Raw genomic sequence first — 16,251 nt, forward strand, 5'->3', positions numbered from 1 at the left:
TATTCCTTTCTCCCATGGCCTATGGGTGTATTTAGTTTCACATATCAACATGTCATAGTTGTGAAAATAATATGCTGAACGCATATCAATTATCGGATTGATAACGAATCATATATAACCATAAATTTGCATTCATGTCAAGTGAGATGATTTGTGCGAATTTAACAGTAGATTTTTACATGCATACTTTGAAAGCGACAAATAAAAATAAGCACAAGCTTATACTCTATAGTAAAAGCTGTGCTTATTCTCATTTTAAATCATGCTTTAAATAATTATCATTTTTTTCCATTAAACGGCTTATTGGCAGCAATATAGCCATTACCGGATACACATTTTTGTATATCTTCAAATTTCTTATTATCCTTTACATAAACCTCATAGTTTCGTTCTCCTGTAAGAACAAGTTTTAACTTATTATCACCGGCTCTTGCAATGGACAGATTCCAGTCTTCACCGTCGTGAGTTATTTTAAGATTGATTTCTTCACTCGTCCCGGGCTTATCAAAAGTAAAATAGCCTCTAGTTGATTGGAGAATAGCGCTTAGTGCTGTAAGGTTGTCGCGACTTATCCTGTACTGTCCGTCAACGCCTTCACCAACGCATATATCTGCCTCATTGAAAAGGACAAACATATCTACTTTGAATTTGCGGAGCTTGTTTGACATTATAAGAATAACTGCGATCAATGCAATAGCTCCCACAAAAGCAACGGTAAAACCTATTGCAAACCCCATACCTGTAGTTTTTTCTTTTTTCATACCTTATGTCTCCTCCTAATGATGCAATAATCCCCTCTAAAAAATATATGCTTATTCTATCATAATAGCATCGTAATTCCATATAAAATTGGCTGATGTATCATATATATTAAAAGTGAATGTTTTCCAATCCAGGAAAAAGGCTGTATTTTTATTTGGAAATAGCTCTTGCTAAACCTCTTTTCAAGGATCCCATAGAGGAAATATCCTGTAAGGAAAAGGAAAAACCAGGGCATAATTGAAAAATAATCGGATGAAATAAACCCTTCTTGCATAAATCCGAGATAAGTCAGATGCAAATTGGACATTCCGTCGTTAAGTCCTCTTCCGTATAATGCATCAGGAAGAGCCAGTTTAAATACACCAAAATTCAACAATCGGACGTTGATTTTCTTTGTGATTGCAAATAATATGGCAGAAATAAAAAATCCCCATAGTGGATCAAACAGATGCTTGTTTTCTTTTGTGTGATTGGCATTATCGATGATTCCAAGCTTTTTTAGCAAAAAAATAACCAGTCCAAGAATAAGCATAGATGAGCCAAGGAGAGTTAACACCCCAATATAAACCGGATCCTCCGGTAAAACTATAAGCGTAACCGCTGTTACGATGAATCCACACAAGGATACAATAAGACCGTTTCTGATCGGCTGTCTTGCAAAGTGCAGACAAAAGCCTGATATCAATATAAAGCTCCAGCATATGCTCTGTTGCCACATATATGTTCCGATGGTTCCGTACCATGGCATGCTGAATCCTTTTATAAACTTAAGGTCCCAGCAAAAATGATACAGAATCATACTGATTACTGTTATGCCTCTTATCGTATCTATTGATTCAAGTCGATTTTTAGTCTGCATTTTTTTTATTTCCCCCATCGTTTTTCTATTCATCTATGATAACACAGCTTTGGATAACTATGATTAGTTGAATATCAATATTTTGATTATTATTTATCAGATAAGAGGAGTAGTGTATCTTGGGGACAATTGTCTGAAGTATATCATTGGACTCAGGTACATTATTGATCTCAAGTCTTCTGGGATAAGGACCGCTTTATGAGCCTGAATATTTTATAAATTAGCATTATCTTGGTAATGCTTAATTGCACCTGTACCCATAAAAATTTAATATTAAAATATCTTGGTATTGAAAATGGGTTACAGTACCAAGATATACATGGAATTCGTGAAATTTGGGTGATGAAAAATCGATATCGTACCAAGAAATATGGAATTATATAAAAATCTTGGTATAAAAAAGTTATTACCGAACCAAGATATTTGAAATATATGAAAAATATTGGCTATTATCAATCCTGTTTATACCCAGAAAATGGGTAAATATGATATTTCTTGGTAATACAACGATTTCATCATACCAATAAAATTGTGAATTACTCGATATATTGGCATTGGCCATGCTCATGTATACCAAGATATCCTTATTTAATAAATAATCTTGGTAGGCAGTAATAAAATTGACGTTAGGGAAAATCTCATAAAAAATAAGAAGTTTTGTAATTTAATTTCTTTATTATAGTGGGTAGATAAAAAATATAGGATGTATTATATTTAGGGCATGCGTTTCGAAAATATATTTAATATAGGAGATTTTTATGAGAAAAACCAAAATTGTATGTACTATCGGTCCGGCAAGTGAATCAGAGGAGATGATTGCAGCTCTCTGCAAGGCAGGCATGAATGTTGCGCGTCTCAATTTTTCACACGGAGATCATAAAGAGCAGCTCACTAGAATAAAGAGAATCAAGAAAGTAAGACAGGAGCTTGGACTTCCCATCGCTATTCTTCTTGATACAAAGGGACCGGAGTACAGAATCGGAACCTTTAAGGATGGCAAGGTTAATCTTGAAGAAGGTAAAAAGTTCACCTTTACAACCGAGGATATAAAGGGAGACGACACCATCGTTTCAGTTAGCTATAAAAACCTTGCGAAGGAGCTTTACAAGGGCGACAGAATCCTTTTAAATAATGCACTTTTGGAGTTTAAGGTTCTTAGTACAGACGGCACAAGGATTGAGACAGAGGTTGTAACAGGCGGTGAGCTCTCGGATAAGAAGAGCATGAGCTTCCCCGGAAAACACATCAAGCAGGTTTACCTCTCAGAGCAGGATAAATCAGATATCCTTTTTGGTGTTGAGAACGATGTGGACTTCATTGCATGTTCCTTCGTTTCTGTAAAGCAGGATCTTGTGGATGTTCATAATTTCCTCAAGGCTAACGGCGGCGATGACAAGGTTCAGCTTATTGCGAAAATTGAAAACCAGTCAGGTTATGACAACATTGAAGATATCTGCAAGGAGTGTGACGGCATCATGGTTGCGCGAGGCGACATGGGTGTTGAGGTTCCGTTTGAACAGCTTCCTGCAATCCAGAAGGATCTTATCACAAAGTGTCGTATGCTCGGAAAGCGTGTAATTACTGCTACGGAAATGCTTGAGTCTATGATCCACAATCCGCGTCCCACAAGAGCTGAGACTTCTGACGTTGCAAACGCTGTATATGACGGAACAAGTGCAATTATGCTCTCAGGCGAGACAGCTGCAGGTGCTTATCCTGTTCAGGCGGTTGAGACCATGGCTAAGATTGCGGAGACAACCGAGCAGAATATACATTACAACAAGCGCTTCTACAACTATGATTTCATTATAAAAAGTGATGTGGATGCAATTTCTCATGCGACCTGCGGAATGGCTATAGACCTTGACGCAAAGGCAATTGTTGCTTGCACACTTTCAGGACGCACAGCAAGAATGGTTTCAAGATTCCGTTCACCTGTTGATATAATCGGCCTTACTACTAATGAAAAGACCTGGAGATGGCTCTCACTTTCCTGGGCAGTTACACCCAAGATGTGTGATGTATTCCCTTCAACGGATGTGCTTTTCTACAGTGCAAAGAAGGTTGCAATTGAAACCTTTGACCTTAAGGAAGGCGACAAGATAGTTATTACAGGTGGTGTTACAAACGGCGAATCAGGTAACACGAACCTTATCAAGATAGAGGATGTTTAATGAGTAAGAAAGCAAAAAGAGCAGTTCCCTTTATAGCTTTAGGGGTAAGCTTTGTAGTGTTATTAACTGTAGTTGTTGCGGTTTTGCTTCGGGATCCCGTAGAGGTAAGAGAAAACTCAGGTGATGAGGCCGAGCAGGTTGTAGCACAGACAGAGACTGTAGATGCCGCTGAAAATGCAGCTGAGGATCCCGAGAGTTCAACTGATAATCAGACAGTAACAGAGGAATCTGCCGAAGTGCAGGGTGAAGGCGTAAATACAGAAAATTCCGAGGCAGACAAGGCGCAGGAGCAGACAAGCGCAGAAGAAGTTCAGAGCGAAACAGAAGATCAGGCAACAGCTGAAGATCCTCAAAATGTAAATGAGGAACAGACGAATGAAGCAGATGCTCAAAATTCAGATGATGCCAAGGATGCAGCTCAGGAAGAGTCATCTTCCGAAGATGCTCAGGTAGAAGGTGAGGAGCAGGCAAATGCCGAGGAAGTACAGACTGAAACTGTGGCAGCTCCCGCTGAAACACCACATACTGGTGGTCACATCGTATGTATCGATCCCGGACATCAGAATGGTGCAATGACGGATAAGGAGCCCAACGGACCAGGTTCAAGCACAATGAAAATGAAGGTTACCGGAGGAACTGCCGGAAAAACCACAGGCCTTGCAGAGTATCAGCTTGCGCTTACAATCGGACTCATGCTTAAGGATGAGCTCACAAGACGCGGATATACTGTTATTATGACAAGAGAATCCAACGATGTAAGGATAACCAATATTGAGAGAGCACAGATAGCAAATAATGCTGGCGCAGAAGCATTTGTAAGAATACATGCAAACGGTTCCGACGATACTTCTGTAAACGGAGCAATGACTATCTGTCAGACTCCTTCAAATCCTTATAATGCGAATATGTATTCTCAGTCAAGAAAGCTTTCGGATTGTGTACTGGATGCATATATTGCTGCGACAGGATTTAAGAAGCAGTATGTTTGGGAGACGGATACCATGACAGGTATCAACTGGGCGACTGTTCCATCAACCATTATCGAGATGGGCTATATGTCCAATCCTACAGACGATACCAATATGGCATCACCTGAGTATCAGCAGAAGATGATGCTTGGTATTGCAAACGGTATAGATAATTATTTTGCACAATAAATAAAAAGTACTGTCAGACTCGATTTACGAGAAGACAGTACTTTTTTTAAACATTTTTTCTAAGTGCCCCGACAAAACGAAATAGTGCGGAATATATGAGCCCGACGGAATATATAATTACAACCGTGTGAGTTTCTTTTATAAAGATTATACAGCAGGCTGCAAGAATCATATCGTATATTCCGTGTGCTAATTTAAGTTTAAAGGCTCCGCCATGGCTCCTGTTTTCCAGTGCCCGAAGAATTTCCACAAGTCCGGTAAAACTATGTAAAATTGCAAGATACAGAATAACATAGATACGGGGAATGTTGTTCAGCATACAGGTGAGGTATCCGAAATCAGTGAAAATAACGCCCTTATAGAGCATATACTTTCCACCCAGCATATGACGTGCCATGGTGAAAAAATATATGAGGGTATTGATTCCATATATCAAAAGACCGGTGCCAAGTATAAGGACAATATACGAGTATCCATGCTCGGGATCTGACATGAGGTATATCGCTGCAGCAATCATAAGTATGGAAAATATGAAACTTTTGATTTTTTGAACTCTGGTCATATATTAGTGCCTCTTTATTTTCTTGGAGGAAAAACCTGCCAGGAAATTTCCTGATTTTTGAATCTCACTTTTTACCATCATTTTTTGATCTAAAGCAGCGTTCAGAAATTTTCCGAGAAATGTATGTTTCTTTTGCTCAATAAGAGCGCCACGGTATTCATCCAGATATTTATTTATATCAAACTCTTCAATCTCCATGCCGGAGAGTTCCTCACCGAAAGCTTTCCAGTCCGCGTTGGCGTTAAGCTGGCGCTTTTCGAGAATACCGCGAATCCTTTCTTTGTAATCGGCGATGGCTTCCGTATCATATTTTTCAAGCTCGAAAACATCGTTACTTCCGCGGAGATACTTCATTGCATATATCATCTGGCAAAAAGCATTTATATAATCGGAAGGATTGTCTTTAAGTATTTCCGAATAATTTCCCCACATTGGCGTATATTTGTAACGCGCAAAGCTGTAATCCGGAAAATGACCGGCCCTTCCGTGTCCTAGATTCATTATGGAGTTTTCGTTTCCCTGATACAGAGAATTGGTGTAAAGTCCCTTTTCTATATCATCGGGAAGAGTTGCATTGTGCCTGAAACTGATCTGACGCTCAGTAAAACCGTTTCCATCAGGAATAAGCTCATAAAAATCATAGTTTGTATTGTTTATTACAAGGGAAGGAGTGCCTGCAAAATACCTATGAGCCCAGGTATCGGCAAGGATGTGCATGGCAATGCCCACCGCCTGGAGAGGTTTGTCCTTTGCAAGGTCTATAGTCTTGGAAACCAGTTCTCCGTTGGGGCCGCAGATTAGTCTGTATTTGTTTTTATACCTTTTTGAAGCCCACTTTTTTTCTGCATACAGATCATAGGGCAAAAAGTGAAAAGAGGACCAAATGCCCGTGATTTTTTGTAGCCCAAGTATATCGGTGGGCATATCCATGAGCTCAAGATTAAGCTGTGTTGTGGCATACTTATCAGGCACCATTATCCTTGACAGGAAAGCTGCCGTGCATTCATCTACAAACTGGGCACTGTAACAGATATCCATACATTCTTCATGGGTGTAACCCGCAAGAAATGCAGCACAGTAGGTTGCGTAATAATGAAAATCAAGCTGCATATCACATCCTCCCCAGTTGTTTTTTTGTTTTTGCCGAAAGGAAATATGATACGAACATATCGAGAATAGCGAAGCAAAAAGCAACATCAGTTAAGAATGCAGCAATGGTAGTATCATTCGGGTCTGAGCTGGTTTCGATAAAAAATCTATTAAAACCGGAAAAGGTCAGAATCAGTGCAAAAAAAGCCCAAAAAAGGAAAGCTTTCTTGTCCTTTTTTCCACGACCTACAAGAATGGCACAGCCTCCAACATAAAGGTGCCACAAAAGAATCAGGATAATAACAAGGACTAAGATACCTGTTACTATTCCTTTCATAAAAGGAATTTCAGTATTACCGCCGGTAACAAATTCAAAGAAATCAATGTCTCCGAAAGCAATTTCTTCAATAGCCTTTATTATAGTCCAGATACCGAAAATAATAATGCCTACACCACTTACAACAAGACCATTGTTATATTTTCGAAGGCGTCTTTCCAATTCTGTTTTGTCCATTTTTATACCCCTGGTAAGAAAAGTGTAAAATTTAAAATAGGTATTTATCTACTTAATATAATTTTAACTTAGCAATATTCTTTTTACAACGCTCAGAATAATTGTAACTTTTGAATATGTGATAATGGAAGATGATTAAATGATGAAAAAATAATACTAAACAATTTTCATATTGATAAAGGCAGTCAGGAGTTGGTAAAATAAAGAGCTAAGGAGTGCCTTCTGTTGGCATGAAGAAAAGTTAAAAGGGGACATTTTAAATGAAGAGGAAATTGGGGAATCTGTTATTCGTCATCACAGCTCTGCTGTGTTTTTTTGTATTATCCGGAAATTCTTCCATACTATCAAAAGCAGCTGAAACGAAAACTGCAACAGTGAACGGAACTCTTTTGGAAGGAGAGTCTTTCTGTGCTGCAGTTAAGAATCTTGCTAACGGCACAACCTGGATGAAATATGATACTGCAGATAAGAAGGTTACGAAGATAGTTTTTGTATCAAAAACACCTACCGGTCAAAAGAGCAACAAATCTGTCGGGACAGGTGTTACAGCTTATTATGACGGAAAGGGCGTTGTTTCCGTATACAGTGCTGCTGAGAAAATAATCTTTCCGGAAAATTCCGCATATATGTTTTCTTATTATGCAAACCTTGCACAGATTGATTTTGGAAACGGCAGAATAAATACATCAAATGCAGTCAAAATGTCCGGCATGTTTCGTGGCGATACCAGTTTAAAGACTGTTAACTTCGGGAATTTTAATACAAAGAATGCCTATGATATGAGCTGGATGTTTGGAGGCTGTAAAAATCTTACAGACCTTGATCTTAGCAGCTTTGAGTCTGATAAAGTTTATTCTACGGAAGGCATGTTTACAGGTTGTGACATGCTTAAAAAAGTGATCTTCAGAAAATTCAATGCAAAAGGCATAGGAGTTATGAGCAGTATGTTTGCTTATTGCAAAAGCCTTGAAAGCATTGATTTAAGTTGTTTCGGCCCTTCTGAGGTTGTACAAATCAATAATATGTTTTATGCTTGTGATTCTTTGAAAAGTATTATTATTCCCAATTTTAGTGCGACAAATGTTTGCGAGGCTGACAGCATGTTCGCCAATTGCCCAAAACTTGAATATATAGATATGAGAAGCCTTGATCTGTCTGCAGCACCAGTTACGGATTCAATGCTATACGAGTGTTATAACTTAAAAGCAGTTATTACACCCAAGGCTACCAGAGGCTTTATGGATTTCCCTATTTTAATGGTTATTGATAATAACTCTGACGGAAAACCCGATGTTGCAGGTACTTACCATAAAAACCCGGTTTCAGACACTATTAATAGAATGATTCCTTTTGATGAAAACACAATGACCTATGCACCTGCATTGGACACTCCTAAGGATGAACCTGTTGAAAATGTAAATGAAAATGTGTATGGGGAAAAGGAAGTTACTATAAAAGGCGTAACATATCGCTTCAATACTGATGGAAGTGCGGTAGTTACAAAGATTACGGCAAAGGGGAAGGTGTCAATAAACAAAGTTACTTATGAAAAGATGACACACCCGGTAAGAAAGATTGAAACAGGCGCTTGCAAAGGGAATAAAAAAATCAAATCACTTACTATTGGAAAGAATGTAACTTCAATTGGAAAGGATGCGTTTAAAGGCTGTAAAAAACTTAAGAAGATAACGATAGATGCAAATAAATCCCTGAAGATTGAGAAAAATGCGTTTAAGAAGATTGCAAAGAAAGCAACGGTTTCCGTAAAGGGTATTAAGGGCAAGAAGAAATCTAAACTTGTAAAAGCAATCAGGAAGCAGATAGGGGCGTGAGTATGAAAAGTATAAAGAATGCATTTATAATCGCCGCAGGATTTTTGTTGATACTTTGTATGACTGCATTAAACTGTGAGGCAAGAGATTACTCCACCGAGACCGGTACGATCAACAACATGAGCACTATAAAGAGTAAATTGGCAGGAGAGGTGACTTATAAAGCCTCATCAGGCTATAGTGTGCAGACACACATAAATAAAACTGTAAAGAAGATGATTTTCATAACAAATGCCGATGTTACTCCTTATAAGAACTTACCAAGTACTTCTGTAGGAAATGGTGTATCCGCATATTATGATGCAAATGATGGAACAGTATATATTTGTACAACAGCGGCTAAGATTTTTTTAGATCAGCCGGAGGGTACCTTTGCGGAGTACAGAGTACTTGAGGAAATTGATTTTTCAAAGGCTAATGTCTGCTTTTCAAAAAATGCTGATTCCACAAAGAATATGTTTCACAACTGCCAAAAGCTTAAATATGTTGACCTTAGCAGTTGTGATACATCGAATGTAACCGATATGTCCTCCATGTTCGAGGGCTGCGAATACTTAAAAAGTGTTAAGCTTGGAAATTTCAAAACCTCTAAGGTTACTACTTTCCAAAGAATGTTTTACGGATGTGAGCGATTGGAAAATCTGACGCTTCGAAGCTTTGATACATCAAATGCCAGCGATATGAGACGAATGTTTGGAAAATGCAGAAATCTTAAAGAACTGGATGTTTCAGGTTTCGATACCTCTGCTGTAATGTATATGGGGTATATGTTTGGGCAGTGTAACAGTCTTACAGCCCTGAATCTTAGCTCCTTTGATACCAAAGCTGTATTAAATATGGGATCAATGTTTGAAGGCTGTGAGAATCTTCAGTCATTGGATTTGGCTTCTTTTGATACAAGCAGTACGACATATCTGAATGCTATGTTTTACGGATGTCGCAGCCTTAAGTATCTGAACCTGAGCTCTTTTGAGCTTTCGCAGAATACAATTACAGGTGCGGGATTCCTGAAGGGCTGTAAAGCAATTACTATTCTTGATGCACCGAAGAAGGTTGCAAAAGAGATTGATCTTCCAATCGAATATTATATTGACAATAATAAAGATGGAAATCCTGATACAAAGACAAAATATTCTAAAATGGCGGTTGCAAGTACAAGTAACAGATACATATTCTGGGTAGAAAAGCCCGTTGTAGCGCCTAAAAAGACTCCGACTATAACCAAGGTACACTCATTTGGTATCGACTATGATATACATCCGGATGGAAGAGTAGTCGTAACAAAGATAAGTGTCTTGGAAAATGTAGCTATAGATACTGTTAAAGCAAAGGGTGTGAGATACCCCGTAACAGAGATAGCGGATGGCGCATGCAAAGGAAACAAAAATATTCAGACTATAGAAATAGGTTCTTCAGTAAAGTCTATCGGTAACAGTGCATTCTACGGATGCAAAAACCTTAAGAAGGTAACTATAAATGCGAATAATCATTTGCATGTGGGCTCTAATGCATTTAAAAAGATGAGCAGAAAGACCGTGATACAAGTAAAGGGCATCAAGGGAAAGGCAAAGAAACAGCTTGTAAAGACGATTAAAAAGAATACAAATGCTAAGGTAAGATGACCTTTATGAAGGAAATACGGGGAAATAAGGTATGAAAAAGATATTTAGATATATGATGTTTGTCTTTGCTGTTTTATTTGCACTTGTTCTTACGCCAAAGACAGCTTTAGCGGCAAGTAAAACTACCGGACAGCTCTATAATGGGACAACCTTTAATAAAAAAATCAAGAAGATTACGGTTGGCGAAGAGGATATCAGCTATATTGCCAGTGGTGTTAAGAAAATTATTTTTACAAGAGATAGTAAAACGTATCAGGCATTAAAAAATAGAACAGTAGCTTTACCTAAGGAAACAGTTGGAAGCGGCGCTACTGCTTATTATGATGCAGCGGAAGGTACTGTTTATGTTTACTCAGCAAATCAAATGATTTTTGACACCGACTGCAGCAACATGTTCACCGGTTTTGATAATCTGGAAACTATTACATATGATAAGCTTTCAAGCGTTAATGTAACTAAGGTTTCAAGAATGAAGAATATGTTTGACTTCTGCAAAAAGCTGACCTATTTTGACGCAAAGATGTTCAAGGGAATCAAAGCGACAAATGTATATGGAATGTTTGCAGGATGTCAGTCTTTAAAAAGTATTGATCTTAGCGGGATTGATTTGAGTTCTGTAACAGACTTATCCTACATCTTTGAAGGTTGCAGTAATCTTGAATATATAAGCTGGAAAAAGTTTGATACATCTAAAGTTACAACGATGAAAGGCGTATATCGCGGCTGCAAGTCAATTAAAACCATAGTCTTTCCTGATTGGTTTACGATGCCAAATGTAACAGATATGATGTTCTGTTTTGATGGCTGCTTAAGTCTTGTGTCTGTTGATTTCGGAAAAATGACCGCAGCAAAAGTAACCAATATGCAGCAGATGTTTGATGGCTGTACATCCTTAAAGTCGATCACCCTGTCAAAGCTTAATACAGCTAAGGTGAAAGATATGTCATGGATGTTTGCGGGTTGTACAAGCCTTGAATCTGCTGACCTTCATACTTTTAATACATCAAATGTTACCGATATGGGACACATGTTTAAAGGGTGCACAGGCTTGAAAACAGTCAATTTAAGCGGCCTTGATATAAGAAAAGTTGAATCGGTTGCTGAAATGTTTTGTGGCTGCAGCTTCTTGGAATCACTGGATTTAAAAGATTTGGACTTTTCTACAGTTTGCAGTAAAACCTATTATGCTGATTTGATTTTAGGGTGCGATAATTTAAAAGTACTTACATCACCTAAAAATGTCACCAAGGCTATACCGCTTAAGGCGACCTTTGCTCTTGATGATAATAAAGATGGCAAGCCGGATACTGCTGAAAAATACAAAGTATTTCCTATATCAAAGACAAGCCATAGATATATCAGGATATCTGATGAGAAGCAGACGGGAGATTACAGCGGATCTCAGGAATACCAAAATGATACGGTTGTAGAATCCAAGCCTGTCGATAAGACTGTAAAAGTGGGCAGCAATACCTACATAATTCATCCTGACGGAACTGCTACGGTAACTAAGATCGCAGCTAAAGGAAAAGTAAAAATAGACGAAGTAAAAGCTTTCGGAGCTAAGTATCCTGTAACAAAAATTGCAGATAATGCAGCAAAGGGAAATAAAAAGATTAAGTCCCTTACCATTGGTTCAAAAGTGACATCTATTGGTAAAAACTCATTTAAGGGCTGCAAAAAACTCAAGAAAGTAACAATTAAAGCCAATAAGAATCTTAAGGTTGGAAAAGGTGCTTTCAAAAAGCTTCCCAAGAGGGCTGTGATTCATGTCAAAGGAATCAAAGGCCATGCTAAGAAGAAGCTCGTTAAGGCAATAAAGAAGCAAACAAATGCAACTGTTTCTTGACTTTTCATTACATGATAGTTAAACTAGTTTGCAGAGCGTTGAAGATGTGGGGCGTGCCCCAAGATGTTCTGTTTTCCATAACAGAGAAACTGGTCGGCGGCTGAGAGCCAGTTTGGTAAAGACAGTTCGGAATTTTCGCATCGGAGCTACAATTTCATTAAGAATTAAGCGTCTGTCATTTGATGACAGGAATCAGGGTGGTACCGCGGATTATATTCGTCCCTTACATCGTTTTTGATGTAAGGGATTTTTTATTGGTATTTAGAAAAAGTTCCTTAGATAAAACGATATCAGAACTTCATTTTTAAGGAGGATTCACATGATAAAAGAACAATTGGAAAAAATCAGGGAGAGCGCGCTTAAGCAGATCGGCGAGACAGATGGCCTCGATATGCTTAATGATATTCGTGTTAATTTCCTTGGAAAAAAGGGTGAGCTTACAAGCATCCTTAAGAGCATGAAGGATGTTGCTCCCGAGGACAGACCTAAGGTTGGTCAGATGGTTAACGAGGTTCGCGAGGAGATTGAGAAGAGCCTTGAAGCTACCAAGAAGAAGATGGAAGTAGCTGTTCGCGAAGCTAAGCTTGCCAGCGAAACCATCGATGTAACTCTTCCTGCAAAGAAGAATAACGTAGGACATCGTCATCCCAACACAATTACACTTGAGGATGTTGAGAACGTATTTATTGGAATGGGCTACGAAGTTGCTGAAGGTCCCGAGGTTGAGAAGGATTACTACAACTTTGAAGCACTCAATATTCCTGCAGATCACCCTGCAAAGGATGAGCAGGATACTTTCTATATCAGCGGAGATCTGCTTCTTCGTACACAGACCTCATCTACACAGGTACATGAGATGGAGAAGGGCAAGCTTCCTATTAAGATGATTGCTCCCGGTCGTGTTTTCAGAGCAGACGAAGTTGACGCAACACACAGTCCCAGCTTCCACCAGATTGAGGGACTTGTTATTGATAAGGACATCACATTTGCAGACCTTAAGGGAACACTTGCTGAGTTTGCAAAGGAAATCTTCGGCGAGGATGTTAAGGTTAAGTTCAGACCTCATCACTTCCCGTTCACAGAGCCCTCTGCAGAGATGGACGTAAGCTGCTTCAAGTGCGGCGGTAAGGGCTGCCGTTTCTGTAAGGGTGAAGGCTGGATCGAGATCCTTGGTTGCGGTATGGTTCATCCTCACGTTCTTGAGATGAGCGGAATCGACCCTAATGAGTACACAGGCTTCGCATTCGGACTCGGACTTGAGCGTATCGCAGTTCTTAAATATGAGATAGACGACATGCGTCTTCTGTACGAGAACGACATTCGATTCTTAGAACAGTTTTAACTTAAATAGAAAGTGAGGTTGCGCAATGGACGCAAATTTATCATGGATTAAAGCATACGTACCGGATTTAAACGCAAGTGATCAGGAGATCCTCGATGCACTTACACTTTCCGGAACAAAGGGCGAGGGATTCCATCGCCTTGATAAAAACTTAGAGAAAATCGTAGTTGGTCAGATAGACAAGATCGAGCAGCATCCCGATGCTGACAAGCTTGTAATCTGCCAGGTTAATATCGGATCCGAGGAGATTCAGATTGTTACCGGCGCAAAGAACATGAAAGAAGGGGACAAGGTTCCCGTAGTTCTTGATGGCGGAAGAGTTGCCGGTGGACATGACGGCAGCCCGAATCCCGAGGAAGGAATCAAGATAAAAGCAGGTAAGCTTCGCGGAGTTCCCAGTGCGGGCATGATGTGTTCAATTGAAGAGCTCGGCTCAAGCAAGGACTTTTATCCCGATGCTCCCGAGGACGGACTTTATATACTTCCCGAGGACACTGAGGTTGGAGCAGATGCTGTGGAAGTTCTCGGACTTCACGACACAGTATTCGAGTTCGAAGTAACAAGTAACCGTGTAGACTGCTACAGCATCCTCGGTATTGCAAGAGAGGCAGCTGCTACATTTAAGCTTCCCTTCAAGGCTCCTGTTGTTAAGGTTGAGGAGACATCTGAGAAGGCTTCTGATTACATTTCAGTAGAAATTAAGGATGCAGACCTTTGCTCACGTTACTGCGCAAGAGTTTGTACAGACATCAAGGTTGGTCCTTCACCCGAATGGATGCAGAGAAGACTTGCTGCAAATGGTGTAAGACCTATCAACAACATCGTTGATATCACAAATTATGTAATGCTCGAGTATGGTCAGCCCATGCACGCATTTGATCTTTCAACAATTGCAGGAAACAAGATCGTAGTAAAGCGCGCTAAGGACGGCGAGAAGTTCATAACACTTGACGGACAGGAGAGAAATCTCGACAGCGAAGTTATCATGATCTGCGATGGCGAGAAAGAAGTTGCAATCGGCGGTATCATGGGTGGCGAGAACTCCATGATCACAGAGGACGCTAAGACAGTTCTCTTCGAGGCTGCTACATTTAACGGCCCCAACATCCGTAAGAGTGCTAAGAGAATCGGACTTCGTACAGATGCTTCAGGCTTCTTCGAAAAAGGCCTTGATCCCAATAATGCTGAGGACGCAATCAATCGCGCATGCCAGCTTGTAAATATCCTTGGCTGCGGTAAGGTTACATCCGGAATCGTTGAGGCTAAGTCACCTATCAAGGAGCTTAACAGAATCAAGTTTGAGCCCGACAGAATAAATGCACTTCTCGGAACAGATATCGACAGACAGACAATGCTTGATATCTTCGCAAGAGAAGAGCTCGTATATGATGAAAAAACAAATGAGATCGTTGTTCCCAGCTTCAGACAGGATCTCATCGGTATGTGTGATATTGCAGAGGAAGTTGCCAGATTCTATGGCTACGACAAGATTCCTTCAACTCTTCCTAAGAACGCACCTACAACAGGTAAGCTTACTTTTAAGATGACAGTTGAGAAGACAGCACGCGAAGTCGCTCAGTTCTGCGGATTCTCACAGGCATACGGCTATTCCTTCGAGAGCCCCAAGGTATTTGATAAGCTTCTTTTACCTGAGGATGCTCCTGAGAGAAATGCAATTAAGATTTCCAACCCGCTTGGTGAGGATTTCTCAATCATGAGAACAATCCCGCTTAACGTTATCCTTACAAGCCTTGCTACAAATTACAAGCGCAGAAACAAGGATGTTAAGCTCTATGAGATAGCTAATATCTATATTGCAAAAGAGCTTCCGCTCAAGGAACTTCCCGACGAGAGATCACAGTTTGTTCTCGGATTCTATGGAGATGGCGATTTCTTCACAATGAAGGGTGCTGTTGAAGAGTTCCTTGGACAGATTGGTATGGCAGATGACCTCGAATATGATGCTAAGGCAGGCAAGCCTTTCCTTCATCCCGGACGTCAGGCTCTTATAAACTTCAAGGGTGAGACTATCGGATATCTCGGAGAGGTTCATCCTGAGGTACTCGACAACTACGGAATCGGAACAAGAGCATATATTGCAGTTCTTGACCTTCCTTCAGTTGTTCCGCACGCAAGCTACATGCGCGTATACACAGGTATCGCAAAATTCCCTGCTGTAACCCGTGATATCAGTATGGTTGTTCCTACAGCTGTAACAGCCGGTGACATCGAGAAGATGATCAAACAGCGCGGTGGCAAGAAGCTTGAGAAGCTTGAACTTTTCGATATCTATGAAGGTTCACAGATTGAGAAGGGCTTCAAGTCAATGGCTTATTCACTTGCCTTCAGAGACAAGGAAAAGACTCTTGCAGATGATGAAGTAAACGCAGCTATGAAGAAGATTCTTAATGGCCTTGAAAGCCTTAACATCTCACTTAGAAGCTAATATTATTTTCTAAAAAATGATGGAAGCCTTCCCTCAGATAAAT

Annotated in this window: 12 protein-coding genes; 7 read left to right on the forward strand and 5 right to left on the reverse strand. The window is 39.8% G+C overall.

Annotated features, from left to right (window positions below):
- Positions 1 to 278: 278 nt before the first annotated feature.
- Complete coding sequence (locus G596_RS0100120) at positions 279 to 761, reverse strand: hypothetical protein (RefSeq protein WP_022759789.1); 483 nt, start codon at positions 759 to 761, stop codon at positions 279 to 281.
- A 59-nt stretch (positions 762 to 820) separates the two neighbouring features.
- Positions 821 to 1,621, reverse strand: a complete 801-nt coding sequence (locus G596_RS0100125; protein WP_022759790.1) for a heparan-alpha-glucosaminide N-acetyltransferase — start codon at positions 1,619 to 1,621, stop codon at positions 821 to 823.
- Positions 1,622 to 2,379: 758 nt separating this feature from the next.
- Between G596_RS0100125 and pyk the strand changes: the two genes are divergently transcribed.
- Both pyk and G596_RS0100135 read left to right on the forward strand, forming a co-directional pair.
- On the forward strand, positions 2,380 to 3,795 hold the full coding sequence (pyk, locus tag G596_RS0100130) for a pyruvate kinase (protein WP_022759791.1): 1,416 nt from the start codon (positions 2,380 to 2,382) through the stop codon (positions 3,793 to 3,795).
- Positions 3,795 to 4,952: an N-acetylmuramoyl-L-alanine amidase family protein gene (locus G596_RS0100135; RefSeq protein WP_022759792.1), complete on the forward strand. Its 1,158-nt coding sequence runs from the start codon at positions 3,795 to 3,797 to the stop codon at positions 4,950 to 4,952. The genes pyk and G596_RS0100135 overlap by 1 nt, the downstream gene beginning before the upstream one ends.
- Before the next feature lie 46 nt (positions 4,953 to 4,998).
- Here the strand turns inward: G596_RS0100135 and G596_RS0100140 are convergent, their stop codons facing one another.
- From G596_RS0100140 to G596_RS0100150, 3 genes are read right to left on the reverse strand one after another with little or no spacing between them, the layout of a single operon-like run.
- Positions 4,999 to 5,514: a DUF308 domain-containing protein gene (locus tag G596_RS0100140; RefSeq protein ID WP_022759793.1), complete on the reverse strand. Its 516-nt coding sequence runs from the start codon at positions 5,512 to 5,514 to the stop codon at positions 4,999 to 5,001.
- A gap of 3 nt (positions 5,515 to 5,517) precedes the next feature.
- Positions 5,518 to 6,624, reverse strand: coding sequence for a DUF6765 family protein (locus G596_RS0100145; protein ID WP_022759794.1), 1,107 nt, complete (start codon positions 6,622 to 6,624; stop codon positions 5,518 to 5,520).
- Position 6,625: 1 nt separating this feature from the next.
- Positions 6,626 to 7,117 carry a hypothetical protein gene (locus tag G596_RS0100150; RefSeq protein WP_022759795.1) on the reverse strand — a complete coding sequence of 164 codons (492 nt, stop codon included), beginning with the start codon at positions 7,115 to 7,117 and terminating at the stop codon, positions 6,626 to 6,628.
- 260 nt (positions 7,118 to 7,377) lie between these two features.
- Here G596_RS0100150 and G596_RS0100155 point away from each other — a divergent pair, with 260 nt between their 5' ends.
- The 5 genes from G596_RS0100155 to pheT all read left to right on the forward strand — a co-directional run bounded on the left by G596_RS0100155 (position 7,378) and on the right by pheT (position 16,208).
- Complete coding sequence (locus G596_RS0100155) at positions 7,378 to 8,949, forward strand: BspA family leucine-rich repeat surface protein (RefSeq protein ID WP_022759796.1); 1,572 nt, start codon at positions 7,378 to 7,380, stop codon at positions 8,947 to 8,949.
- A 2-nt stretch (positions 8,950 to 8,951) separates the two neighbouring features.
- On the forward strand, positions 8,952 to 10,571 hold the full coding sequence (locus G596_RS23300; RefSeq protein ID WP_022759797.1) for a BspA family leucine-rich repeat surface protein: 1,620 nt from the start codon (positions 8,952 to 8,954) through the stop codon (positions 10,569 to 10,571).
- 31 nt (positions 10,572 to 10,602) lie between these two features.
- Positions 10,603 to 12,420 (forward strand): BspA family leucine-rich repeat surface protein, encoded by a 1,818-nt coding sequence (locus tag G596_RS25435; protein WP_022759798.1) that lies wholly within the window; start codon positions 10,603 to 10,605, stop codon positions 12,418 to 12,420.
- A gap of 322 nt (positions 12,421 to 12,742) precedes the next feature.
- A complete protein-coding gene (gene pheS / locus G596_RS0100170; protein ID WP_026671130.1) occupies positions 12,743 to 13,762 on the forward strand; it encodes a phenylalanine--tRNA ligase subunit alpha in 1,020 nt (339 codons plus the stop codon).
- A 25-nt stretch (positions 13,763 to 13,787) separates the two neighbouring features.
- The gene (gene pheT, locus G596_RS0100175) at positions 13,788 to 16,208 is read left to right on the forward strand and encodes a phenylalanine--tRNA ligase subunit beta (protein WP_022759800.1); all 2,421 of its coding nucleotides are present in this window, start codon (positions 13,788 to 13,790) and stop codon (positions 16,206 to 16,208) included.
- The last annotated feature ends 43 nt before the right edge of the window (positions 16,209 to 16,251 follow it).

Source organism: Butyrivibrio sp. AD3002, assembly GCF_000420905.1.
GTDB lineage: Bacteria > Bacillota > Clostridia > Lachnospirales > Lachnospiraceae > Butyrivibrio.